This window comes from Micromonospora okii, assembly GCF_020884795.1.
Taxonomy (GTDB): Bacteria; Actinomycetota; Actinomycetes; order Mycobacteriales; family Micromonosporaceae; genus Micromonospora; species Micromonospora okii.
Genome location: NZ_BBZF01000024.1, coordinates 132,717 through 155,677, shown reverse-complemented (window position 1 = coordinate 155,677; position 22,961 = coordinate 132,717). Strand labels below are relative to the sequence as shown.

Sequence of the window (22,961 nt, the reverse complement as noted above, 5' to 3'; positions counted from 1 at the left end):
TCATGCAGGCACGGTCGGCACTCTTCGACCTGTACGGCGACCACCTACGGCCACGGGGCGGTCGCGCGCCGGTCGCCGCCCTGGTCAAGCTGCTCGCGCCGCTCGGGATCGCACCCCCGGCGGTGCGGACCGCCGTGAGCCGGATGGTCCGCCAGGGCTGGCTCGACCCGCTCCGGCTCGCCTCCGGGCCGGGCTATTCGATCACACCGAAAGCCGCCCGACGACTCGACGAGGCCGCCGCCCGGATCTACCGGACCGGCCGGGTCGCCTGGGACGGACGGTTCGACCTCCTCGTCCTGGAGACCCCCGTCTCCCGCCGGGAGCGGCAGCGGCTCGCCGCGAACCTGAACTTCCTCGGCTACGGCCCCCTGGACGAGCAGACCTGGGTCGCCACCCGGCACGCGGAGGACGTCGACCTCCTGCTCGACGAGGCCGGCGTGCGGTACGAGCGGTTCACCGCCGCGCACGCCGCCGGGACCCCCGGGGCGACGGGTGTCGTCCGCCGCGCCTGGGATCTCGCCGAGATCGGGCACGCCTACGAGCGGTTCGTCGCCGAGCAGCGCCCCCTGCTGGCCGGGGTGACCGTGCGCAGCGACGACGAGGAGGCGTACGCGGCGCGGTTCCGGCTCGTGCACGCGTGGCGTACGTTCCTGTTCCGGGACCCGCAGTTGCCACCGGCGCTGCTGCCCGAACGCTGGCCCGGCACCGCCGCCGCCAGCTTCTTCGACCGGCACGCGGCCCGGCTGCGTCCGGCCGCCGACCGGTACGTCGAGCGCTGCCTCGACGCCGCCACCCGCGACAGAAGGGTCGTCAGAACGTGACCGAGCCGCTGCTCGTCGACCGCACCGACGCCGTCGTCACCCTGACGCTGAACCGCCCGACGGCGATGAACGCGCTCGACGTGGCGCTCAAGGAGGCGCTGCGGGACGCCCTCGCCGAACTCGAGTCCGACCGGAGCTGCCGGGCCGTGGTGCTCGCGGGCGCGGGCGGCTCGTTCAGCGCCGGTCAGGACCTGCGCGAGCACGTGCAGACCCTGGAGTCCGCCACGACGGACCCGCTGGGCACCGTGCACGCGCACTACAACCCGATCGCCGCCCGGCTGGCCAACCTGGCCAGGCCGGTGGTCGCCGCCGTCCGGGGCATGGCCGCCGGGGCCGGGGCGTCGCTGGCGTTCCTGGCCGACTTCCGCGTCGGCGGGCCGAAGACCCGCTTCCTGATGGCCTTCGCCGGGGTGGGGCTCGCCGCCGACACCGGCGCCTCGTGGACCCTGCCCCGCCTGGTCGGCCACGCCAAGGCCGTCGAGCTGCTGATGCTCGCCGAGCCCGTGGCCGCCGAGGAGGCCCACCGGCTGGGCCTGCTGACCCGGCTCGTGGACGACGACGAGAAGGTGCTGCCGACCGCGCAGGAGCTGGCCGCCCGGCTCGCGGCCGGCCCGACCGTCGCGTACGGGGCGATCAAGCGGCAGCTCTCCATCGCCGACGCCGGCACCCTCGCCGACGCCCTCGCCGCCGAGGCCCAGGCCCAGACCATCTGCGGCGGCACCGCCGACCACCGCGCCGCCACCCTGGCCTTCGTCAACAAGCAGCAACCCACCTTCGAGGGCCGCTGACCCCGTCCCCTCCCCCGCCCGTGTGAAATTGCCCGCTGGCCGGGTGGGGATGGGGGCGTCACCGGGCCACGTAGCCGCCGTCGACGGGGATGGTGTGGCCGGTGATCCAGGACGCGTCGTCGGAGGCCAGGAAGAGCACCACTGCCGCCACGTCGTCCGGGGTGGGGATGCCCGGCTTCGGGTTGAACGTCTCCATCTGCCGGCGCGCCTGCGACGGGTTGGACGCGTCGTCGATGAAGTGCTGGACCATCGGGGTGTTCACCGCCGTCGGGGCCACCGCGTTGACCCGGATGCCGCGGGCCGCGTACTCGACGGCGGTGGAGCGGGTCAGGCCGGCGACGCCCGCCTTGGTGAACGTGTGCGGGGAGACGTTCTCCAGGCCCGCCAGGGCCGTGATGGACGAGGAGTTGACGATGGCGCCCCCGTCGCCGCGCAGCATCGCCTCGATGCCGTACTTGAGGACGAAGAAGACGCCGTCGCCGTTGATCCGGCGCGCCCTCTCCCAGCTCGCCACGTCTATCTCGTGCAGGGGCCGCTGCTCGCCGTCGGTGCCCGCGTTGTTGAAGATCACGTCGATCCGGCCGTACCGCTGCATGATGTCCGCGACGGCCTGCTCGACCGACGCGGCGTCCCCGACGTCGACGGTGACCGCGAGGGCGTCCGGGAGTTCGCCCGCGACCCGCCGCGCGCCCTCGGCGTCGATGTCGGCGATCGCCACCCGCGCCCCCTCGGCGGCGAACCGGCGGGCCGTCGCCTCGCCGAGCCCGGAAGCCGCCCCGGTGACGACCACGACCCTGTCCTGGAACCGCATCGGCCCTCCCAGGAGGGCCCGACGACGGTGCCGGCCCCTCTCCGGGCCGCCGCTTACCCGGACAGCCCCGGCCTAGTCGTCCTCCTCCGGGTCCTGGTTCGCCTCGGCGCCGAGCACGAACGCCTGCATCGCCAGCTCGTCACCGGAGGGCGAGACGAACGCGGGCAGCTCGCGGGGGCCCAGGTCCCGCACGTACGACCAGAAGAGCCGGACCGCCTCGGCCCGGGTCTCCGCCTCGATCGGGAGGTCCAGGCTGACCAGCCAGGACCGGCGGGCCGGCAGCGGCCCCAGCCGCGCGGCCAGCTCCTCGTAGGCGTCGGCGGCGAGCGCGGTGACCAGGCCGTCGACGGTCAGCCCCTCGACCGCCACCGGCTCGTCGAAGACCCGCCGGGTGTAGGCGACCACCAGCGCGCCGGAGGCCGGGTCGGACTGCGGGTCGTCCGGGTCCTCCTGGCGCTCGGCGGTGGGACGGGCGACCCGGCCCAGGGCCACCAGGCGCAGCGGATCGTCGGCCAGCACCGCCACCCGGTCGCCGGGGCGGGGCCCGGCGGCGGCACCGGCCCCGCCGGCAGGGGCGGGAGCGGCCGGGCCGACGGCGGCGGTGGGGGCGGCCGGGGCGTCCAGGCCGGTCAGCTCCAGCGTGTCGTGGTGGACGAGCCGCTCGGCGTCGTACCGGCCCGGTGGCAGGAGGACGGCCCAGGCGCCGGTGCCCCGCCCGCCGTCGCCCCGGGCGGGGATCGCGCCGCTCACGCGGTGGTCGGTGTCGGTCATGGGGCCAATCCCATCACGCCGGGGCGGGAGCGGTGACGTGGCAGCCGGCCAGGTGATCGTCGACCATTCCGGTGGCCTGCATCAGCGCGTACGACGTGGTGGGGCCGACGAACCGGAACCCGCGCTTCTTCAGCGCCTTGGCCAGCGTCGTGGACTCCGGGGTCAGCGCGGGCACCTCGGCCGACACCGCCGGCCGGCCGGCCCGGGGCGGCGGCGCGTACGACCAGAGCAGGTCGGACAGGCCCCCGGGCAGCTCCAGGGCGGCACGGGCGTTGGCGATCGCCGCCTCGATCTTGGCCCGGTTGCGGACGATGCCGACATCGGCCATCAGCCGGGCCACGTCGGCCTCGCCGTAGGCCGCCACGGCCTCGATCCGGAAGTCGGCGAAGGCCAGCCGGAAGGCGGGCCGTTTGCGCAGGATCGTCAGCCAGGACAGCCCGGACTGGAACGCCTCCAGGGTCATCCGCTCGTAGAGCGCGTCGTCGCCGCGCAGCGGGCGCCCCCACTCGCGGTCGTGGTAGACGGCGTAGTCGGGGGTGCTCGCCCCCCACGCGCAGCGCGGCAGCCCGTCCGCGCCGATCACCAGGTCGGTGCTCATCACCAGGTCAGTCACGGCGTACACGCTAGACCGGACGGCCGACCGCCCGCCGCCGTGACGCCCTCGTTGCGGTGTCCGACCCGCCGGGATGCCCCCATGTCGGCGACGTCGCGGCTACGACGGGCCCGGCGGTCAGGGCAGGCGGCCCTGCTCGACCAGGCGGCCGAACTTCCTCAGGGCGGTGGTGAGGCTGAACTTGGAGCCGGGCCAGAGCACCGGCCAGGCCACCCGGCCGGCCGGCCCGCCGGGCACGTGGAACCACTCGTGCCAGACCACCTGCGTGCGCCCGCCCTCGATCTGCGTGCAGCGCAGCACCCCGGGGCCGCGCAGCAGCCGGCCGCAGTGCACCACCCCGATCTCGTACGGCGCGTCGACCCGGACCACGCGCATCTCGTCGCGCAGCACCGCCGGCCCGAGCGCGGTGACCGCCTCCACGAGGCTCCCCTCGCCGCCGTCGCCCTGCACGACCCGGACGGTGGTGAACGGAATCCAGTCGGACTGCCGCTCCCAGGCGAGGAGCCCGGCGAAGACCCGCTCGGCCGGCGCGTTGACGATCACGGTGGCGGTGACCTCGCCGGCTCCGGGCTGGGCCGCCTCGTGGAGGCCCTCGGCGTCCGCCGAGCCGGTCACGCCGGCTCCGACCGGGCCGCCCGCCCGCCGGTCGCGTCCGTCGGCCCGCCGTCCGCCGACCCCGGTGCCGGGGCGGCCCCCGGCGCGCCCGCCACGGCGTCCTGCCGCTCGCCGGCCGCTGCGCCCTCCGGCGCGCCGGCCCCGGTCGCCTCCACCTTTCCGGCCACGGCGGTCTCCACGGTGCCGGTCGCGGCGGTCCCCGGCACGCCGGCCGGGTCACCGCCCGAGGCGGCCGGGTCGGCGAGGAGGAGGGTGTCGGAGGCACCGGCGGCAGTAGCCGCCACGGCGGGGGCGGGGGCGGACGCCGAATCGGCAGAGGCGGAAACGGACGGGGCGGGGGCGGAATCAGCGAGGGTGGAATCGGCGGGGGTGGCCGGGGCGGCGTCGTCGGCCACCTCGGCGACGGCCTGCTCGCGGGTCCGGCGCAGCTCGTCGGCGTCGGCGACGCGTCCCTCGCGCAGCGCGGTGACCTCCGCCTCCAGCACCCCGATCAGCTCGGACTTGTACCCGATGTCGTAGGCCGCCCGGCGCAACGCCTGGTCGACCTGGGCCATCCGGTATCCCCGTGGCGCGGTGTCGAACCGCGCCTCGGCGACGTCGGACTCGCGCAGCGGCCGGCTGGCGGGCAGCGGAACGGACCGCCCGTCCGGCTCGACGGGCGCCAGCCCGGGATCGCGGCCGGCGACGAGCACCGTCACACCGAAGACCACCGCCGCGGCAGTGAGCGCGACGACCAGCAGGAGCAGCACCTGACCCATGTAGGAGATCGTGGCACGTCGACGGGCGCGGAGCGACCCCGCCGGGCGGTACTCCCACAGATCGGCGCGGATCTGTGCCCCCGTGCCGCCGGGATGGGACGCCGGGCGACCGGCTAGCGTCGGGGAAAGGCCGGGCCACCCGGCCGGCGCGGAGATCGGGAGGCGTGCATGGCCGGGGCGTTTCGGCTCGGAAGTCGTACGTTCGCGCCGGGCGAGCTGGTGGTGATGGCCATCGTCAACCGCACGCCGGACTCCTTCTTCGACCGGGGGGCGACCTTCGCGCAGGACAGCGCGCTGCGCGCGGTGGAGCGGGCGGTGACCGAGGGCGCGGAGATCATCGACATCGGCGGGGTCAAGGCCGGCCCCGGCGACGAGGTCGACGTGGCCGAGGAGATCCGCCGTACCGTGGACACCATCGCCGCCGTCCGGGCCGCCTTCCCCGACGTGGTGATCTCCATCGACACCTGGCGGGCCGAGGTGGCGACCGAGGCCGTCGCGGCGGGCGCGGACCTGCTCAACGACACCTGGTCGGGGGCGGACCCGGCACTCGCCCGGGTGGCCGCCGCCACCGGGGCCGGGCTGGTCTGCTCGCACGCCGGCGGGCTCGCGCCGCGCACCCGCCCGCACCGGGCCGCCTTCGCCGACGTGGTGGCCGACGTGGTCGCGACGGTGACCGGCCTCGCCGAGCGCGCGGTCGCCCTGGGGGTACGCCCCGACGGCGTCCTCATCGACCCGGCGCACGACTTCGGCAAGAACACCCGGCACTCGCTGGAGATCACCCGGCGGCTGGACGAGCTGTCGGGTACGGGCTGGCCGCTGCTGGTGGCCCTGTCGAACAAGGACTTCATCGGCGAGACGCTGGACCTGCCGGTGGCCGAGCGGCTGGAGGGCACCCTCGCGGCGACCGCCGTGTCGGCCTGGCTGGGGGCCCGGGTCTTCCGTGCCCACCAGGTGCTGCCCACCCGCCGGGTGCTGGACATGGTGGCGTCGATCCGGGGCGACCGCCCGCCGACGCTGACCCGGCGCGGCCTCGCCTGAGGCCCGGAGTCGGGCGCGGGCGCTCAGGTCCAGCGCAGGATGTCCTTGCGCCAGGCGTAGAGGATGCCGAGCGCCAGCACGGCCACGAAGACGCCCATCTCGGCGACCGTGACCAGCCCGAAGCCGGGCCGGTCGAAGACCACCGCCCAGGGGAAGAGGAAGACCGCCTCGACGGCGAAGAGCACGTACAGGTAGGCGTAGACGTAGTAACGGATCTGCATCTGCGCCCAGTCGCCGCCGACCGGGTCGAGGCCGCACTCGTAGGTGGCCCGCTTGCCGGGCGGGTCGGCGGGGCGCGCGGGGCGCAGCACCCGGTTGGCCGCGAACGCGGCGACGAAGAAGAGGGCTCCGGCGAGCAGCAACAGCCCGAGCGTCGCGTACGAGCCCAGGTAACCGGTCACGGTGGGTCAGCCTACCGTGTCACCCCGGGGACGTACCGGACATGTTACGGAAATGTTTCCCCGTGGGACTAGTGCGACGGGCCCGGGTTACCGAGGATTAGACCCTCATCGACCAGCCCTCGGAGGGATTGCCCGCGTGGACGTACGCCCCGTTCGGCGGGCAGCCGACCGACGCGTCGCGGCGCTGCTCGTGGCATCCCTCGTGGCCGGTGGCCTGGTCTCGGCCGCAGCGCTGCCGGGCGGGGCCACCGCCGCCCCGGCCGCGACCCGCGCGGCGGCATACGCGGCCGACCCGCCGGTGGGCCCGGAGGGCGAGCCCGGCGGTGAGACCCCGCCCGTCGAGCCCAGCCCGCCGACCGAGCCGGTGCCCAGCGACGCGCCGTCGACCGAGCCGCCGCCCGCGCAGACCACTCCCCCCGCGCCCACGCCCGCCGACCCGACCCCGACCACGCCGCCCACGCCCGCCGACCCGCCCCCGCCCACCGCGCCGGCGGCCACCACCGCTCCCCCGCCCCCGGCGACCTCCGCCCCGCCCGTCCCGCCGCCCCCGGCGTCGGGCGCGCCCGCGCCGGGCCGGCTGGGCGTGCGGGTCAGCACGGAGGACATCGCGCTGACGGAGGCGTACTGGAACGCGGGGGGCACGACGACCACGCTGCGGGTCACCGTGGCGAACACCGGCGAGGTGCCCGAGCTGGTCGGGCTGTCGTACACCCTCCCGGCCGGCCTGACGGACGCGGGCACCCCCGGCTGCGCCGCGACCGGGGGCGGCGAGCACCGCTGCGGCGGGTGGACGACCGCGCCCGGGGCCCGGTTCAGCACCCTGGTCAGGGTGCGGGTCGACGGTGCGGCATGGCGCGGGATGCCGCTGAGCGGCGCGGTCCGGGTGAGCGCGACCGCCCCCGGCGTGGCCGGCTCGGCGGAGGACAACGAGGGCTTCGCGGTGCTCTTCCCGCCGGGGCCGCCGGTGCCCGGCATCTCGCTGCGGGCCGAGGGGGTGGCCTTCGACATCAGCGGGGCCGCCAGCGAGCTGGGCGTCCGGCTGGGCAACACCGGCCAGGTCGACGCCTCCGGCCGGGTCGAGGTGGTCCTGCCCGCCGGGGTGACGGTGCCGGCCCCGCCCGCCGGCTGCGTCGTGCTGAGCGCCACGCGCACCCGGTGCGACGTGGGCGTGGTCCCGGCCGGCGACGCCGTGAGCCTCCGGCTCCCGGTGAGCGCGACCCCCGAGGCCCAGCGGGACGCGCCGCTGGCCGGCGCCGTGGTCGGTCGGCTCGAACCGCTCAGCGGTCGCGCCCGGCAGTTGCAGATGAGCTTCCGGATCACGGCGGCGGCGGCGATCTCGACCCCGGCCGCGACGCCGGCCCCGGCCGGTTCCCAGGGCGTGCTCGCCGCGGCCGGGGCCGCCCGCGACCCCGGCGGTCTCGGCGACGTGCGGGGCGCCGCGATCACCCTGATCGTGATCTCCGTGCTGCTGGTGGCCCTGGCGCTCGCGTTGGCCACCGCCTCGCTGCGCCGCCGGCTCACCGGCCCGCCCGGCGCGGCCCCGGCCCCACCCGCGGCGGCCCGCTCGGACTGATCGCCGCCCGGCCGCCTTACCTACCTACCAAGTCGGGTGATTCTGATTACGGCGGCCGGGGCAAAACGGCGATGAACCCCCCATAATCGCCCCGTTTTCGATCCCAGTCGGCGGACCTCTTGGAGAGTTCGACCCCCCGTTCGACGTACGCTCTCGGGTGGAGGAACAGACCGGACCGGACCAGCCACGGACGGTGCGGGTGCGGCGGCACGTCAAGGAGGTCCCGTGGCCGGGCAAGGCGAGGTCACCACCATGTTCAGCCGCCCGCGCTTCCGCGCCGAGCGAAGCGAGGTGCAGGCGTGAGCGCGAGGCGTGAGCCGGGTCTGCGAGCCCCGCAGTCACGAACGAAGGGGGCACAGTGACCAAGCAGATCCGTCAACTCGACCGGGTGGTCATCCGGTTCGCCGGGGACTCCGGCGACGGCATGCAGCTCACCGGGGATCGGTTCACCTCGGAGACGGCACAGTTGGGCAACGACATCTCCACGTTGCCCAACTTCCCGGCCGAGATCCGGGCCCCCGCCGGCACCCTGCCGGGCGTGTCGAGCTTCCAGGTGCACTTCGCCGACTACGACATCCTCACGCCCGGCGACTCGCCGAACGTGCTGGTGGCGATGAACCCGGCGGCGCTGAAGGCCAACCTGGCCGACCTGCCGCGCGGCGCGGACATCATCGTCAACACCGACGAGTTCACCAAGCGCAACCTCGCCAAGGTGGGCTACCAGGCCAACCCGCTGGAGGACGACTCCCTCACCGGGTACGTGGTGCACCCCGTCGCGCTCACCTCGATGACCGTCGGGGCGCTGGCCGACCAGGCCGTGTCCAAGAAGGACGCCGAGCGGGCGAAGAACATGTTCGCCCTCGGCCTGCTCTCGTGGATGTACTCGCGCCCCTACGAGTCGACGCTGCGCTTCCTGGAGCGCAAGTTCGCCAAGCGCCCCGAGCTGGTCGCGGCGAACATCGCGGCCTTCCGGGCGGGCTGGAACTTCGGCGAGACCACCGACTCCTTCGCCGTCCGGTACGAGGTGAAGCCGGCCCGGATGCTGCCGGGCACGTACCGCAACATCACCGGCAACGCGGCGCTCTCCCTCGGCCTGGTGGCCGCGGGCGTGCGCTCCGGTCTGCCGGTGTTCCTCGGGGCGTACCCGATCACCCCGGCCTCGGACATCCTGCACGAGCTGAGCAAGCACAAGCGGTTCGGCGTGGTCACCATGCAGGCCGAGGACGAGATCGCCGCCGTGGGCGCGGCGCTGGGCGCCTCGTACGGCGGCGCGCTCGGCGTCACCACCACCAGCGGCCCCGGCGTGGCGCTCAAGAGCGAGACGATCTCCCTCGCGGTGGCGCTGGAGCTGCCGCTGGTCGTCGTGGACGTGCAGCGGGCCGGGCCGTCGACGGGCATGCCGACCAAGACCGAGCAGGCCGACCTCAACATGGCGCTGCACGGCCGGCACGGCGAGGCCCCGGTCGCGGTGATCGCCCCGAAGTCGCCCTCGGACTGCTTCCACGCGGCCATCGAGGCGGCCCGGATCGCGCTGACCTACCGCACCCCGGTGCTCCTGCTGTCGGACAACTACGTCGCCAACGGCTCCGAGCCGTGGCTGCTGCCCGACGTGGAGTCCCTGCCCGACCTGCGGGTCGAGTTCGCCACCGAGCCCAACGGCGAGGACGGCGCCTTCCTGCCGTACCTGCGCGACCCGGAGACCCTGGCCCGGCCGTGGGCCGTGCCGGGCACGCCGGGGCTGGAGCACCGCATCGGCGGCCTGGAGAAGGCCGACAAGACTGGCGACATCTCATACGACCCGGCGAACCACGACTTCATGGTGCGCACCCGGGCGGCCCGGATCGAGACGATCCCGGTGCCGGACGTCGAGGTGGAGGACCCGGACGGCGACGCCCGCGTGCTGGTGCTGGGCTGGGGCTCGACGTACGGCCCGATCGGCGCGGCCTGCCGGGGGCTGCGCCAGCGCGGCCTCTCCGTCGCCCAGGCGCACCTGCGGCACCTGGCTCCGATGCCGGCCAACCTCGGTGAGGTGCTGCGCTCCTACGACCGGGTGGTCATCCCCGAGATGAACCTCGGCCAGCTCGCCCACGTGATCCGGGGCCGGTACCTGGTCGACGCCATCGGCTACAACCAGGTCCGCGGCCTGCCGTTCACCGCCGCCGAGCTGGAGACGATGCTGGAAGAGGTCCTGAAGAATGTCTGAGCCCGTCGCCCTCAAGCTCACCGCGAAGGACTTCAAGTCCGACCAGGAGGTGCGCTGGTGCCCCGGCTGCGGTGACTACGCGATCCTCGCCGCCGTGCAGCAGTTCATGCCGGAGCTGAACATCCCCCGGGAGCGGATCGTCTTCGTCTCCGGCATCGGCTGCTCCTCGCGCTTCCCGTACTACATGAACACCTACGGGATGCACTCGATCCACGGCCGCGCCCCGGCGATCGCCACCGGCCTGTCGGTGTCCCGCCCGGACCTCTCCGTCTGGGTCGTCACCGGCGACGGCGACGCGCTGTCGATCGGCGGCAACCACCTGATCCACGCGCTGCGCCGCAACGTCAACCTGAAGATCCTGCTCTTCAACAACCGGATCTACGGGCTGACCAAGGGGCAGTACTCCCCGACCTCCGAGGTCGGCAAGGTCACCAAGTCGACCCCGGTCGGCTCGGCGGACGCGCCGTTCAACCCGCTCTCGCTCGCCCTCGGCGCGGAGGCCACCTTCGTGGGCCGCACGATCGACTCCGACCGCAAGCACCTCCAGTCGGTGCTGCGGGCCGCCGCGGAGCACGAGGGCTCGGCGTTCGTGGAGATCTACCAGAACTGCAACATCTTCAACGACGGGGCGTTCGACCAGCTCAAGGAGCCGGGTATCCGGGACGACCACCTGATCCGCCTGGAGCACGGGCAGCCGATCACGTTCGGCGCCGACGGGCAGTTCTGCGTCGTCCACCCGCCGGGCGGCTTCGGCCTGGAGGTGCGGGAGACGGCGGCCACCCCGGCGGAGGAGATCGTCGTGCACGACGCGACCGTCACCGACCCGGCGTACGCGTTCGCGCTGTCCCGGCTGCCCGGGCTCGACCTGCGCAACACCCCGATCGGCGTGTTCCGCTCGGTCGAGCGTCCCTCCTACGACAGCGTGGTGCAGGCCCAGGTGGCCGCGGCCACGGCCGAGGTCACCGAGACGCCGGAGCAGCAGCTCGCCGGCCTGCTGAGCAGCGGCGACACCTGGACGATCCTCTGACCGCCCCCTAGTCGCCAGTCGCAGGAGCCCGCCACCGGACGGTGGCGGGCTCCGCGCGTCTCGGCGGTCGGGCGTCAGCCGGGCGTGCCGGCCGGCTGGGGGCGGTCGTCGCGGACGTGCACGAGCATGTCGCCGGTCTCGACGACCGCGCCGGCCTTGTCGGCGAGCGTGACCACCTTGCCCCGCCGGACCAGCGCGATGACCAGGGATTCCAGCTCGCGCGGCGAGCGGCCGACCTCGTCACGCTCGGCCGAGCGCATGGCCAGGGCCATGCCCTGGCCCGGGGTGAGCAGGTCCTCCACCACGTCGATCAGCGGCGGCGCGGAGGTGGAGAGGCCGAGCAGGCGACCCGCCGTGGCGGAGGAGACGATCACATGGTGGGCGCCGCTCTGCTTGAGCAGCGGGGCGTTCTCGGCCTCGCGGGCCGCCGCGATGATCCGCACCTGACCGGCGGTGAGCTGCCGGACGGTGAGCGCCACCAGCACCGACGCGTCGTCGCTGTCGGTCGCGATGATCACCGCCTTGGCCGACTTCACGTGCGCCTCGTTGAGCACCGACGAGCGGGTCGCCGAACCCTCGATCGCGACGAGCCCCGCCGAGGTCGCCTGCCGCAGCGCCGCCGGGCTGCGCTCGACCACCACGATGCGGGACCGCTCCAGGCCGTTCTCCAGCAGGGCCGAGACCGCGCTGCGGCCCTTGGTGCCGTAGCCGCAGATGATGACGTGGTTCTTCACGCTTCTCCTCCACCGGGTCAGGCGACGGCCGGTCCGGTACTGCTCGGTCAGGACTTCCAGGGTGGTGCCGACCAGGATGATCAGGAAGAGCACCCGGGCCGGGGTGACGAACAGGACGTTGACCAGGCGCGCGGACGGGCTGGCCGGCGTGATGTCGCCGTACCCGGTGGTGGAGAGGGAGACCACCGCGTAGTAGAAGCAGTCGAGGAGGGTGAGGCCGTCCTCGTTGACGTCGCGGTAGCCGTCGCGGTCGAGGTAGACGGCGGCGACGACGGCGAGGACCAGGCCGAGGGCGGCGGCCAGGCGCAGACTCAGCGCGCTCAGCGGGCCCCGCCGCTGCGCGGGAAAATGGATCACTGTCGAACCCGCTCCGCCTCCGTCGCCTGCACGTGCCCAACATAGCGGGTGGGCGTGCGGCCGGCGCGCCAGGCCGGGGGTCTGTGCGCGGCCCGCCGAACCGGCATGATGGGACGTACCGCCATCGCGAGGAGGCAGGGCGATGTCATTGCTGCGACGGGTGATCGGCGCGGTGCTGCGCAGGGTGCGGCAGCGTCAGGGCCGGACGCTGCGCGAGGTGGCCGAGGCGGCGGGGGTCTCCCTGCCGTACCTGTCGGAGGTGGAGCGCGGGCGCAAGGAGGCCAGCTCCGAGGTGCTGGCCGCCGTCTGCCGGGCCCTCGGCATCGGCCTGTCCGACCTGCTGGAGGAGGCCCGCGACGACCTGCGCCGCGTGGAGCGCCGGGTGCCGGCCGCGCCGAGGTCCGCCCTGGCCCGGCTGGAGGGCGTGCCGGTGGGCGGCGAGCCCGCCCCGCGCCCGCGCGTCGGGTTCCACGCCGACGCGACCGCGCCGCAGCCGGCCGGGCCGCCGCGCGGCGCGGGGGCGACGCGGGTGACCGCCGGCCCGGTGCTCCGGCTCGGCGGGGTGACCCCGGGCGCGGGCGGGCGGCTGCTGCACGTCGGCGGGTCGGGCTTCGGCGCGCCCACCCTCTCGGTGGGCGGTGCGGTGGGGCACCCCGGCCCGCCCCTCGACGTCGCGCGGGTCCGGCTGGTCGGGCCCGCGCCGCTCGGGCGCCCGGCCGCGCGTACCGCCAGGATGCTGGCCCGGCGGCGGGCCGTGGCGCGCCGCCGCCGGCTGACCCTCCGCTAGGCCCGGCCGGCGACGGAGACACCGCGCGGCGGTCGGTGCGCGGGCGCGAGCCCGCCGGACGGGCCGCCCGGGCGGTCAGACGGTCGGCACGACCATCGGGGTGCCGGTCGCCGGGTTCGGCATCACCACGCTGGGCAGGCCGAAGACCTCCCGCATGAGTTCCGCGTCCACCACGTCGGCCGGCGGCCCCTGCGCGACGACCCGGCCACCCTTCATCGCCACGAGGTGATCGGCGAAGCGGCACGCCTGGTTGATGTCGTGCAGGACCGCGACGATCGTCCGGCCCTCGTCGCGCAGCCGCGCGAAGAGCGCCAGCAGCTCGTACTGGTGGGTGATGTCGAGGAACGTGGTGGGCTCGTCGAGCAGCAGGTACGGCGTCTCCTGCGCCAGCACCATCGCGATCCAGACGCGTTGCCGCTGGCCCCCGGACAGCTCCTCGACCCGCCGCTCGGCCAGCTCGGCGACGCCGGCCACCTCCATCGCCGAGCGGACCGCCTCGGCGTCGGCGGCCGTCCCCGTGCCGAGCAGGGACCCGTGCGGGTAGCGGCCCCGGGCGACGAGCCGCCGGACGACGATGTCCTCGGGGGCGACCAGGCCCTGCGGCAGGAACCCGACCTGGCGCGCGAAGCGCTTCGGGCGGTGGTCGGCGACGTCCCGGCCGTCGAGGCGAACCGCCCCCGACGACGGGGTGAGCAGCCGGACGAACGCCTTCAACAGCGTCGACTTTCCGCACGCGTTGGGCCCGACGATGGCCGTGAACGCACCGTCCGGCACGGCCAGGCTCACCCGCGCCGACACCACCCGCTCGCCGTAGCCGAGCGTGACGTCCTCCGCGGTCAGGCGGCTGCTCACCGTCGTTTCACCTCCATGCTCAACAGCCAGATGAGATAGCAGCCGCCGATCGCCGTGGTGACCACCCCGACGGGCAGGGCGACCGGGGCCAGCAGCAGTTGCGCGACGAGATCGGCGGCCAGCAGCAGCACCGCGCCCGTCAGCGCCGCCGGCACCAGGGGCACGCCGGCGGCCCGCGCCAGCCGCCGGCCGATCTGGGGCGCGGCGAGGGCGATGAACACGACCGGCCCGGCGACCGCGGTCACGGTGGCGGTGCAGCCGACGCCGGCCAGGACCATCAGCAGCCGCAGCCGGCCCAGCCGTACGCCGCTGGTGCGGGCGATCTCGTCGCCCAGGGCCCCCTGGTGCACGGCCTGGGAGATCACGAGGAGCAGCAGCACGAAGAGGCCGATGACGGCGAACGGCAACCGGATCTCGGCCCAGTCGACGCCGTTCAGCGAACCGACGTTCCACCCGGTGGCGGCGAGCGCCACGTCGATCTCGGCCCGCAGCACGATCCAGCAGTTGAGCGCGGTGAGCATCGCGTTGACGGCGATCCCGACGACGACCAGCCGCAGGCCGCTGAGCCCGGAGTCCAGCGAGAGCAGGTAGACGACCGCGGCGGCCAGCAGCCCGCCCGCCACCGAGCCCGCCGCGAGCTGCCCCGCGGTGCCGTTCAACAGGGTGATCGCCACCAGCGCGCCCGTGTACGCGCCCGCGTCGAGGCCGATGACGTCCGGGCTGCCCAGCGGGTTGCGGGTCAGGTTCTGGAAGACCGCCCCGGCGAGCCCCAGGGAGGCGCCGAAGACCAGCGCGGCGGCCACCCGGGGCAACCGCCACTCCCTGATCACGAAGGCCGACTCGCCGCCCCGGGTCAGGGCCGTGAACACCTCCGCCGGGGTGGCCCAGTCCTGCCCGTGGCAGAGCGCCAGCAGGGCGAGGCCCGCCGCGAGGCCGACGAGCACCGCCGACACGACGGCCGTACGCCGTTCGACCTCGATCACGACCGAACCCACCCGCAGCGTCAGCGTGCTCACCGCGCCCCCGCCCCGTAGCGGCGGACGGCCCAGATGAGCACCGGGCCGCCCAGGAACGCCGTGACGATCGACACCGGGACCTCGCCGGTGGGCAGCAGGACCCGCGAGCCGATGTCGGCGACGAGCAGCAGGAGCGGCCCGAGCAGCATCGAGTACGCCATGCCCCACGGAATCGAGTCGACCGCCAGTCGCCGCGCCAGGTGCGGCACCATCAGGCCGACGAACGCGATCGGGCCGGCGACGGCGGTGGCGACGCCGGTGAGCACGGTGACGAGCACCAGGACGGCGAGCCGGACCCGGGTGACGTGGGCGCCGAGCGCGTGGGCGACGTCCTCGCCGAGGGCCAGCGCGTTCAGCGGCCCGGTCGTGGCCAGCGCGGCGACCAGGGCGACCACGGTCACCAGCACGGGCAGCAGCAACGGCGTCTGCTCGGTGCCGGCCAGCGCCCCCACCGACCAGAACCGGTACCGGTCGAAGACGTCGGGGAAGGTCAGCCGCAGGCCGAGCGAGACGCCCGTCAGGACCCAGCCCAGCGCGACGCCGGCCAGGACCAGCCGCAACGGCGAGACCCGCCCGACGGCGTAGACCACGATCGCGGCGAGGGCGGCGCCGGCCACCGCGAGCCCGAGCTGCCCGGCCTGCGACCCGGTGACGCCGGCCAGGACACCCAGGTTGATCGCGAAGCCGGCCCCGGCGGTGACGCCGAGGACGCCGGGCTCGGCCAGCGGGTTGCGGGTCAGCGTCTGGATCAGCATGCCGGCCGCGCCGAGGGCGGTGCCGACGCAGACGCCGAGGACGGTGCGGGGCAGCCGGATGTCGCGGACGACGTGGTGGTCGGTGGTGCCGGCGAAGTCGGTGAGGGCCCGCCACACCTCGCCCACCGCGACGGGGCGGGCGCCCACCGCCATGCTCGCGCCCGCCGCGACGACGAGCAGCGCGACGGAACCGAGCAGGAGGGTGGCCCGGCGGGGCAGGTCAGTCTTCAAGCCCGACGGTCCCGCGTTTCCAGTAACCGGTGATCAGCGAGTCGACGGCGCGGTCGCGGCTCCAGGCGCGCAGCGGCCTGATGTCGGTCGCCTCGCCGGCCGCGAAGAGGAACGTCCGCCCGGCCGGCAGGCGCAGCGACCGCACCGTCTCCGCCAGCGTCGAGTGGCCGCCCTCGCGCACCAGCCAGGTCACCGTCACCCCGTCGCGCGACGCCAGCGGGTAGCCCCGCTCGGCGGCGTCGTCGACCTCGGCCACGACGTGGGCCGACACGTCGGCCGGCGCGTCCTCCAGCCACCGGGCGGCCGCCGGCAGCGCCGTGCCGTCGACGGCGAGGACGTAGTGGTCGTGGTGGTGCGGGAACGCCTTCGCCCCGGGCGGGCCGGCGATCGTCACCTCGTCGCCCACCGCCGCCGAGGCCGCCCAGGTCGAGGCGACGCCGCCGTCGTGCAGCACGAAGTCCAGGTCGAGTTCGTGCGCGGCGGCGTCGTACCGGCGCACGGTGTACTTCCGGGTGAGGGGGAAGGGTTCGGGCCAGTCGAGCATCCCCTGCCCGTCGGGAACGGGGTCGCGCTGGGTGCCGTCCGGGTCGGGGAAGACGATCCGGACGTGGTCGTCGGCCTGGTACGTGTGGAAGCCGGCGAGGCCCGCTCCGCCGAGGGTCAGCCGCAGCATGCGCGGGGTCACCTGCTGCCGGGCGACGATCCGGACGCGTCGTACCCCGATGGGGTAGCCGATGCGGGCGACACCGCTGCCGGCGCGGTGGTGGGCGGCGACCCGGCCGGCGGGGTCGTGACGGTCGGCGCTCATCGGGCGAGCAGCGGCGCGAAGGCCCGGTCGATGGCGTCGAGGGTCTTCAGCGCGGACTCGTGGGTCGACGCCTCGGTGTGCCGCAGCGGGAACACCCGACCCGCCTTGACCGCGGGCAGGTTCTTCCACAGCGCGGAGTCGAGCACGTGCCGCACCGCCTCGCCCGGGGTGCCGTCGGGTTCGAGCGTGTACGTGATGGCGTCGGCCTCGCCGAGGCTCTCCGGCAGCTCTTCGAGCGCGGGGTACTCGGTCACGTCGAGCGCGCCCCCGTCCTTCTTCCTGACGGCTCCGTAGTAGTTCACCCCGATGTCCTGGGCGATGTTGGTGCCCCACGATCCGGCGAACTCGCGGTGGAAGGTGCCCTTGGCGACCTCGCCGTAGGCGCCCAGGTGGCCGAACTTCAGGCCGCCGAGCACGCTGCCGTACTTCTCCTTCAGCTCCCCCGCCCGCTTCTCGTACGCCTCCCTGCTCGCCTGGAAGTGCGCCGCGCGGCCGGCGGCGTCGACCTGCTGGCGGGAGACCTCGCGCCAGCCGTCGGGCAGCTTGGGGCCGATCGCGACGACGGGGGCGATGCTCTCGAGCCGCTTCATGTCGATGTCGCCGAGGACCGGCTTCGGGACGCCGATCACGATGAGGTCCGGCTTGGCGGCGGCGATGGCCTCGTAGTTGGTCTCGGCGGCCATCTCGCCGGCGACCTTGGGCAGGCGGTCGTAGGTGGATCGGTCCTGCGCGGTCATCATCGGCAGGCCACGCCGCCAGGAGGAGATCCCCACCAGGGCGGCTTCCGCCTCGATGAGGACCGGCACCGCGTAGCCGGTGGCGACGACGCGCTCGGGATCGACCGGGATTCTGACCTCGCCGTTGTCGGCGGCGAAGACGCGGGTGTCGGAGGCACCACCGGACTTCTCGCCCGAGGCGGCGCCCTCCGCGCCGCAGCCGGTGAGGGCGGCGAGGGCCAGGGCTGCGGCGAGGATCAGACGCCGGTGCTGTCGTACGGACATCTACCAGTTCCTTTGAGGGGCTTCAGTGGGGTGGCAACCCCGCTGGGCTGCGAAGGTTAGGCTAGCCTTACCTCCGCGTGCGGAATGTCGACGAGAGGTCAACCCATGTCGGGCAGAGGTCAGAGCGGGACGGTCACGGCCCCGGTCGCAGGCGATCCGGGGCGCTGCGACGAGTTCGGCTACGGCCTCGGCCACCCCGACGGCATCCTCGTCCTGCGCTACCGGTCGGCGACCCGGCTGGCGTTCGCCGAGAGCCGGCAGGACTTCCTGCACCAGCTCTACTGGTCGCCCGACGGCCTGCTCTCCGCCCGCCACGGCCGGCACGCCGCCTTCGTCGGCCCGGACGAGGTCTTCTGGGCCCACCGGGCGGTGACCCACGAGGTGCACGCGGCGGACCGGCAGTCCGTCTACCGGATCTGCCTTCGCGAGGTGCCCGCCGCCCTGGACGGGCTACGGGCCGGCGTCGCCGCCATCGACGCCGGGGCGGCCCGGCTCGTCCTCGCGCTCACCGAGCGGGGATACGACGAACGTGACGCGCCCGAGGCCCGCCGCCGCATCATGGCCGGGCTCACCCCCCGGCCGCAACCGGCCGACGACCGGCCGGCCGGCGGCCCGGGCGTCGCGGTGGCGGTCGCCACGGCCCTGGCACAGGACCCCGGCGACCCCACCGGCCTCGCCGAATGGGCCGAACGCCTGCACGTCAGCGTCAAGACGCTGCAACGCGACTTCGCCCGCGAGTTCGGCATGTCGTACTCGCAGTGGCGGACGAGGATGCGCCTGCGCGCGTCGCTGGCGCTGCTGGAGACCCGGCCGGTCGGCGAGGTCGCCCGCCGCATCGGATACGCCAGCCCGTCCGCCTTCATCTCCGCCTTCGCCCGGGAGTACGGCTGCACGCCGGGTCGCGCCGCCACGATGAGGCCCACCCCCGACGGGCCGCTGCCGCCGTCTGGCACCGGTCAGGGTGCCGTCCGGCCGTAGCCGGCCGGTTCTGCCGTCGGCGGATCTGCCACCGGCAGAAGCACTGGGCCGACCGGCGCGGCCGGGGAGACGCTGGACGGGTCGGTTCCCGGGCGCGTCACGTCGCCCGCCGGCGGCGGGAGGCCCATCATGATCAGGTACGACGTACGGATGCTGGACGGGGGGCAGCCGTCCTTCGACGGCCAAGTCTTCCAGCGGTTGCTGCGGGAGCGGATCGTCTTCCTCGGCACGGAGGTCACCGACGAGTCGGCCAACCAGATCTGCGCGCAGATCCTCCTGCTCGCCGCCGAGGACAGCGAGCGGGACATCCACCTCTACATCAACTCGCCGGGCGGCTCGGTCAGCGCCGGGATGGCCGTCTACGACACCATGCGGTACGTCCGCAACGACGTGGCCACCCTCGCGCTCGGCTTCGCCGGCTCGATGGGTCAGTTCCTGCTCTGCGCGGGCACGGCCGGCAAGCGGTACGCCCTCCCGCACTCGCGGATCATGATGCACCAGCCGTCGGGCGGGTTCGGCGGCACGGTCGCCGACATCACCATCCAGGCGCAGAACATGCTGCACGCCAAGCGGACCATGCAGGAGCTGATCGCCCGACACAGCGGGCGCGACCTGGAGCAGATCCAGCGGGACTCGGACCGCGACCGCTGGTTCACCGCCGAGGAGGCCCGCGAGTACGGCCTGGTCGACCGGGTGCTCAGCCGGGCCGACCAGATGTCGGGCTGACCGCCCCGCCCCGCCCCGGCCGGACCGCGACGCGGGCGGGGCGACGGCGGCTCAGCCGGCCGGGCGCTCCACCGGAATCCACAGCTCGGCGTCGGCCCGCGTGCCGTCCGCCGAGACCCGGGACCGCAGGATCTCCGGGCCCGGCCGGCTGCGGTACGGGTTGGCTGGGAACCACTCGGTGAACACGTCCCGCCACAGGTGCTGGATCGCCTGCGGGAACTCCCCCGAGCTCTCGAAGACCGCCCAGGTGCCGGCCGCCACCGGCATGCCGTCCAGATCCTGCGGCGGGTTGGCGCCGGTGACCACGCCGTGCCAGTAGTCCAGCTCGACGCCCTCCTCCCGGCTGCCCGGCAGGTCGTCGCTCACGTTGACGATCCCGCGCGGCTCCTGGTCGCACAGGGCCTCGATCCGGGCGACCGTCCCGGCGTCGATGCTCCGGACGAACGCCACGATCGCCGGGTTCATCCCCGCGTGCACGAGCGGGACGCGCGCCTTGCGCCCGATGAGGTGGAACGCGTCCTTCTCGACGATGCGGTACCGCATGTCGGTGCTCCCCTCGACGATGAGCCGGAAGGACATCCGGGGCTGCGACCGCAGCACCGCGCCGGTGCGCCGGGCCTCGCCCGGCCCGACCCCGTGCACCGCCTGGAACGCCCGGCCGAACGCCTCCGCCGAGCCGTACCCGTAGCGGACGGCGATGTCGAGCAGCGTGCGCTCCCCGGCGAGCACCTCGGCGGCGGCGACGGTGAGCCGCCGACGCCGGACGTACTCCGACAGCGGGACGCCGGCCAGCGCGGAGAACATCCGTCGGAAGTGGTACTCCGACGTGACCGCGATCCGCGCCAGCTCGGCCACCTCGATCCGCTGGTCGAGATGCCGCTCGACGTAGGCCATCGCCTCGTTCAGCCGGTCCAGCACCCGCTGCGTCCCTTCCTCTGCCGCCCACCACCCTAGGAGGAGCGCCCCCACGGGACCCGACATCCCGTGCCCGAACCGGTCGGGTGCCGCCGCCGCAGGTCAGCGCTGCCAGCGCACCACCCCGCCGACCACCGTCAGCGCCACCGCGAGGTCGCGCAGGGCCGCCGACTCCACCCGGTACGGGTCGGTCGGCAGCGCGATGAAGTCGGCGAGCATCCCCGGGCGCAACTGCCCCTTCAGGTGCTCCTCGTAGGAGGCGTACGCGCCGGAGATCGTGTGGCAGCGCAGCGCGGCGTCGAGGTCGAGCCGCTCGTGCGGGTCCACGCCCCCGGGCGGGGTGCCGTCGGCCTGCTGCCGGGTCACGGCGGCGTGGATGGCGTGCAGCGGGTCCGGGGCCTCCACCGGGGCGTCCGAGCCGAACGCCACCGTCGCGCCCGCGTCCAGCAGGCTGCGCCAGGCGTACGAGGCGAGGTCCCGTCCGGCGAGCATGCTGCTGGTCAGGGGAATGTCGCTGGTGCAGTGGGTGGGCTGCATCGAGGCGATCACGCCCAGCCGGGCGAGCAGCGGCACGTCCTGCGGCCGCAGGTGCTGGGTGTGCTCGATCCGGTGCCGCAGCCGCCGTGCCGCCGGCTCGGCGCCCGCCGTCTCCCGCCAGCGCGCGTACGCCCGCAGCACCATCGCGTTCGCCGCGTCGCCGATGGCGTGCGCGGCCACGGCGATGCCGGCCCCGGCCGCCTTCGCCACCAGCCGCTCGAACTCCTCCGCCGAGGTGACCGCGATGCCGTGGTTGTCCGGCTCGCCCTCGTACGGCTCGGTCATCAGGCAGGTGTGCGAGCCGAGCGCCCCGTCGGTGAAGATCTTCACCGGCCCGGTACGCAGCCAGCGGTCCCCGTCGCCGGTCGCCCAGCCCAGGTCGATCGCCTCGTCCAGCGCGGTCACCGGGATCGACTTGTGCACCCGCAGGGGCAGCTCGCCCCGGGCGTACAGGGTCTCGAAGGCGGCCCGGCAGTCCTGCCCGTCGATGTCGTGGATGCTGGTGAGGCCGACGGCCAGCAGCCGGGGCAGGTGGGCGCGCAACTGCGCGACCAGGTCACCGGCGACCGAGGAGCGCAGGACGTCGTAGGCCGCGTCCCCGGCCGACTCCCGCAGGATGCCCGTGGGCTCGCCCCGCTCGTCGCGGACGATCTGCCCGCCGACCGGGTCCGGGGTGCCGGCGTCGTAGCCGAGCCGCCGCAGGGCGGCGGAGTTGACCCAGGTGGTGTGGCCGTCGACGCTGGGCAGCACGGCGGGGCGGTCCGGGCAGATCCGGTCCAGGTCGTACCGGTTCGGCTGCACCGGCCGCGCCCACTTGTGGCTGTCCCAGCCGTTGCCGAAGACCCACGCGTCGGGCGGCAGGGCGGCGGCGTGCCGGGCGACCCGGGCCAGCGCCTCGTCGAGGCTGGCCGTGCCGCGCAGGTCCGCCTGCTCCAGGCCGCGCACGTAGAGCCCCGAGTGGATGTGGCTGTCGATCAGGCCGGGCAGCACGGCCGCCCCGCCGAGGTCGACCCGGCGCGCGCCGACGCCGGCGCGGCCCCGGCACTCGTCGAGGTCTCCGACGGCGACGATCCGCTCGCCGCGCACCAGCATGGCCTCGGCGCGGGGACGGGCGGGATCGAGGGTGTGGATGCGGGCGTTCTCGAAAACCGTGGCGGTCATTTTTCCTGATTCGACGGACGGACAGGGGCAGATCATGCTAGACGGGGGAAGGGCGGGCGCGGGAGCGCTGGTACGGTCGGCGGGTGATCGTCGAGCAGCACTGGTGGAACGGGGACCCGACGCCCCGAGGACGCCGGGACATCTACATCCGCACCGATGGCCGTCGGTGGGAAGTTCAGGCGCAGATCGGTGGCGAGAACGGCCGCTCGAAGGTGCTGGAGTGTTCCAGCCGCAACTCGGCGAGCATCCTCGCCGGGGCCTGGCGCGGCGGCAGCGGGAACTGGCGCGAACTGCCCCGCTGAGCGCCACCTCCGCCTGGCGCGCACCGCCCCGCTGAACGCCCCTCCGCCGCCCTCGGGTGCCGGCTTGACCCGAGGGGTGCCGATGCGCCGCCCCCGCGCCATCTCGGCCGTCCGCGACCGGTGGCGATCGGCGCGCGGCCAGGGGCGTCAGGAGGTTCCCGGCTGCCCGCGTACGTCGTCCGGGCCGTCCTCCGGCGCGACGGCGCGACGTCCTGTCCCCCGGTCGGTGCCGGCGGCGGCGAGGAAGGCGTTGTAGCGGGCGAGGTCGTCGGCCTCGCCGGTGGCCTCGGCGCGGTCGGCGGAGCGGTCGAGACGGGCCTGCTCCCGCTGGTCGGAGCGGATCCACTGCCGGACGAGAAGGATCATGACGACGGCGGCGGGG

At 74.8% G+C, this 22,961-nt stretch carries 25 protein-coding genes; 10 read left to right on the top strand and 15 right to left on the bottom strand.

Going from position 1 to position 22,961, the window contains the following annotated elements; genetic code table 11:
* The first annotated feature begins 2 nt into the window (after window positions 1–2).
* The gene (locus tag LPU43_RS23820) at window positions 3–821 is read left to right on the top strand and encodes a PaaX family transcriptional regulator (RefSeq protein ID WP_229402741.1); all 819 of its coding nucleotides are present in this window, start codon (window positions 3–5) and stop codon (window positions 819–821) included.
* Entirely contained in the window at window positions 818–1,609 is a 792-nt protein-coding gene (locus tag LPU43_RS23815; protein ID WP_229402740.1) for an enoyl-CoA hydratase-related protein, read from the top strand. The genes LPU43_RS23820 and LPU43_RS23815 overlap by 4 nt, the downstream gene beginning before the upstream one ends.
* Before the next feature lie 58 nt (window positions 1,610–1,667).
* Here the strand turns inward: LPU43_RS23815 and LPU43_RS23810 are convergent, their stop codons facing one another.
* From LPU43_RS23810 to LPU43_RS23790, 5 genes are all read right to left on the bottom strand, one after another.
* Window positions 1,668–2,420, bottom strand: a complete 753-nt coding sequence (locus LPU43_RS23810; RefSeq protein WP_229402739.1) for an SDR family NAD(P)-dependent oxidoreductase — start codon at window positions 2,418–2,420, stop codon at window positions 1,668–1,670.
* A 72-nt stretch (window positions 2,421–2,492) separates the two neighbouring features.
* The gene (locus LPU43_RS23805; RefSeq protein ID WP_229402738.1) at window positions 2,493–3,191 is read right to left on the bottom strand and encodes a hypothetical protein; all 699 of its coding nucleotides are present in this window, start codon (window positions 3,189–3,191) and stop codon (window positions 2,493–2,495) included.
* Between the two features lie 13 nt (window positions 3,192–3,204).
* Window positions 3,205–3,789, bottom strand: coding sequence for a DNA-3-methyladenine glycosylase I (locus LPU43_RS23800; RefSeq protein WP_229402805.1), 585 nt, complete (start codon window positions 3,787–3,789; stop codon window positions 3,205–3,207).
* A gap of 132 nt (window positions 3,790–3,921) precedes the next feature.
* Window positions 3,922–4,419: an SRPBCC family protein gene (locus LPU43_RS23795; RefSeq protein ID WP_229402737.1), complete on the bottom strand. Its 498-nt coding sequence runs from the start codon at window positions 4,417–4,419 to the stop codon at window positions 3,922–3,924.
* Window positions 4,416–5,177 carry a DivIVA domain-containing protein gene (locus tag LPU43_RS23790; protein WP_229402736.1) on the bottom strand — a complete coding sequence of 254 codons (762 nt, stop codon included), beginning with the start codon at window positions 5,175–5,177 and terminating at the stop codon, window positions 4,416–4,418. Before LPU43_RS23790 ends, LPU43_RS23795 begins: the two co-directional genes overlap by 4 nt.
* Before the next feature lie 168 nt (window positions 5,178–5,345).
* On the opposite strand from LPU43_RS23790, the gene folP reads away from it, so the two are divergent.
* On the top strand, window positions 5,346–6,215 hold the full coding sequence (folP, locus tag LPU43_RS23785) for a dihydropteroate synthase (RefSeq protein ID WP_229402735.1): 870 nt from the start codon (window positions 5,346–5,348) through the stop codon (window positions 6,213–6,215).
* 23 nt (window positions 6,216–6,238) lie between these two features.
* Here folP and ndhC read toward each other — a convergent pair whose 3' ends face one another.
* On the bottom strand, window positions 6,239–6,616 hold the full coding sequence (ndhC, locus tag LPU43_RS23780; RefSeq protein ID WP_229402734.1) for an NADH-quinone oxidoreductase subunit A: 378 nt from the start codon (window positions 6,614–6,616) through the stop codon (window positions 6,239–6,241).
* 136 nt (window positions 6,617–6,752) lie between these two features.
* On the opposite strand from ndhC, the gene LPU43_RS23775 reads away from it, so the two are divergent.
* The 3 genes from LPU43_RS23775 to LPU43_RS23765 all read left to right on the top strand — a co-directional run bounded on the left by LPU43_RS23775 (window position 6,753) and on the right by LPU43_RS23765 (window position 11,419).
* On the top strand, window positions 6,753–8,189 hold the full coding sequence (locus LPU43_RS23775) for a hypothetical protein (protein WP_229402733.1): 1,437 nt from the start codon (window positions 6,753–6,755) through the stop codon (window positions 8,187–8,189).
* Between the two features lie 358 nt (window positions 8,190–8,547).
* Window positions 8,548–10,392, top strand: coding sequence for a 2-oxoacid:acceptor oxidoreductase subunit alpha (locus LPU43_RS23770; protein WP_229402732.1), 1,845 nt, complete (start codon window positions 8,548–8,550; stop codon window positions 10,390–10,392).
* A complete protein-coding gene (locus tag LPU43_RS23765) occupies window positions 10,385–11,419 on the top strand; it encodes a 2-oxoacid:ferredoxin oxidoreductase subunit beta (protein WP_229402731.1) in 1,035 nt (344 codons plus the stop codon). Before LPU43_RS23770 ends, LPU43_RS23765 begins: the two co-directional genes overlap by 8 nt.
* 74 nt (window positions 11,420–11,493) lie before the next feature.
* Here the strand turns inward: LPU43_RS23765 and LPU43_RS23760 are convergent, their stop codons facing one another.
* Window positions 11,494–12,510: a potassium channel family protein gene (locus LPU43_RS23760; RefSeq protein ID WP_229402730.1), complete on the bottom strand. Its 1,017-nt coding sequence runs from the start codon at window positions 12,508–12,510 to the stop codon at window positions 11,494–11,496.
* A gap of 142 nt (window positions 12,511–12,652) precedes the next feature.
* Here LPU43_RS23760 and LPU43_RS23755 point away from each other — a divergent pair, with 142 nt between their 5' ends.
* Window positions 12,653–13,297, top strand: a complete 645-nt coding sequence (locus LPU43_RS23755; protein ID WP_229402729.1) for a helix-turn-helix domain-containing protein — start codon at window positions 12,653–12,655, stop codon at window positions 13,295–13,297.
* A 75-nt stretch (window positions 13,298–13,372) separates the two neighbouring features.
* Here LPU43_RS23755 and LPU43_RS23750 read toward each other — a convergent pair whose 3' ends face one another.
* From LPU43_RS23750 to LPU43_RS23730, 5 genes are read right to left on the bottom strand one after another with little or no spacing between them, the layout of a single operon-like run.
* A complete protein-coding gene (locus tag LPU43_RS23750) occupies window positions 13,373–14,149 on the bottom strand; it encodes an ABC transporter ATP-binding protein (protein ID WP_229402728.1) in 777 nt (258 codons plus the stop codon).
* Window positions 14,146–15,165, bottom strand: a complete 1,020-nt coding sequence (locus tag LPU43_RS23745; RefSeq protein ID WP_229402727.1) for a FecCD family ABC transporter permease — start codon at window positions 15,163–15,165, stop codon at window positions 14,146–14,148. The genes LPU43_RS23750 and LPU43_RS23745 overlap by 4 nt, the downstream gene beginning before the upstream one ends.
* Window positions 15,162–16,151, bottom strand: a complete 990-nt coding sequence (locus tag LPU43_RS23740) for an iron chelate uptake ABC transporter family permease subunit (protein WP_229402726.1) — start codon at window positions 16,149–16,151, stop codon at window positions 15,162–15,164. Before LPU43_RS23740 ends, LPU43_RS23745 begins: the two co-directional genes overlap by 4 nt.
* Entirely contained in the window at window positions 16,141–16,959 is an 819-nt protein-coding gene (locus LPU43_RS23735) for a siderophore-interacting protein (RefSeq protein WP_229402725.1), read from the bottom strand. The genes LPU43_RS23740 and LPU43_RS23735 overlap by 11 nt, the downstream gene beginning before the upstream one ends.
* On the bottom strand, window positions 16,956–17,960 hold the full coding sequence (locus LPU43_RS23730) for a TroA family protein (protein WP_229402724.1): 1,005 nt from the start codon (window positions 17,958–17,960) through the stop codon (window positions 16,956–16,958). The genes LPU43_RS23735 and LPU43_RS23730 overlap by 4 nt, the downstream gene beginning before the upstream one ends.
* A gap of 105 nt (window positions 17,961–18,065) precedes the next feature.
* Between LPU43_RS23730 and LPU43_RS23725 the strand changes: the two genes are divergently transcribed.
* Both LPU43_RS23725 and LPU43_RS23720 read left to right on the top strand, forming a co-directional pair.
* Window positions 18,066–18,938, top strand: a complete 873-nt coding sequence (locus LPU43_RS23725; protein ID WP_229402723.1) for a helix-turn-helix transcriptional regulator — start codon at window positions 18,066–18,068, stop codon at window positions 18,936–18,938.
* A gap of 129 nt (window positions 18,939–19,067) precedes the next feature.
* Entirely contained in the window at window positions 19,068–19,664 is a 597-nt protein-coding gene (locus LPU43_RS23720) for an ATP-dependent Clp protease proteolytic subunit (RefSeq protein WP_229402722.1), read from the top strand.
* A 51-nt stretch (window positions 19,665–19,715) separates the two neighbouring features.
* On the opposite strand, the gene LPU43_RS23715 is transcribed toward LPU43_RS23720, so the two are convergent.
* Both LPU43_RS23715 and LPU43_RS23710 read right to left on the bottom strand, forming a co-directional pair.
* Window positions 19,716–20,582: an AraC family transcriptional regulator gene (locus LPU43_RS23715; protein ID WP_229402721.1), complete on the bottom strand. Its 867-nt coding sequence runs from the start codon at window positions 20,580–20,582 to the stop codon at window positions 19,716–19,718.
* Window positions 20,583–20,681: 99 nt separating this feature from the next.
* Window positions 20,682–22,277 (bottom strand): amidohydrolase, encoded by a 1,596-nt coding sequence (locus LPU43_RS23710; RefSeq protein ID WP_229402720.1) that lies wholly within the window; start codon window positions 22,275–22,277, stop codon window positions 20,682–20,684.
* A gap of 83 nt (window positions 22,278–22,360) precedes the next feature.
* Between LPU43_RS23710 and LPU43_RS23705 the strand changes: the two genes are divergently transcribed.
* Window positions 22,361–22,579 (top strand): hypothetical protein, encoded by a 219-nt coding sequence (locus tag LPU43_RS23705; protein ID WP_229402719.1) that lies wholly within the window; start codon window positions 22,361–22,363, stop codon window positions 22,577–22,579.
* Between the two features lie 147 nt (window positions 22,580–22,726).
* Here LPU43_RS23705 and LPU43_RS23700 read toward each other — a convergent pair.
* A partial coding sequence (locus LPU43_RS23700) for a hypothetical protein (protein WP_229402718.1) occupies window positions 22,727–22,961 on the bottom strand: 235 nt, incomplete at its 5' end.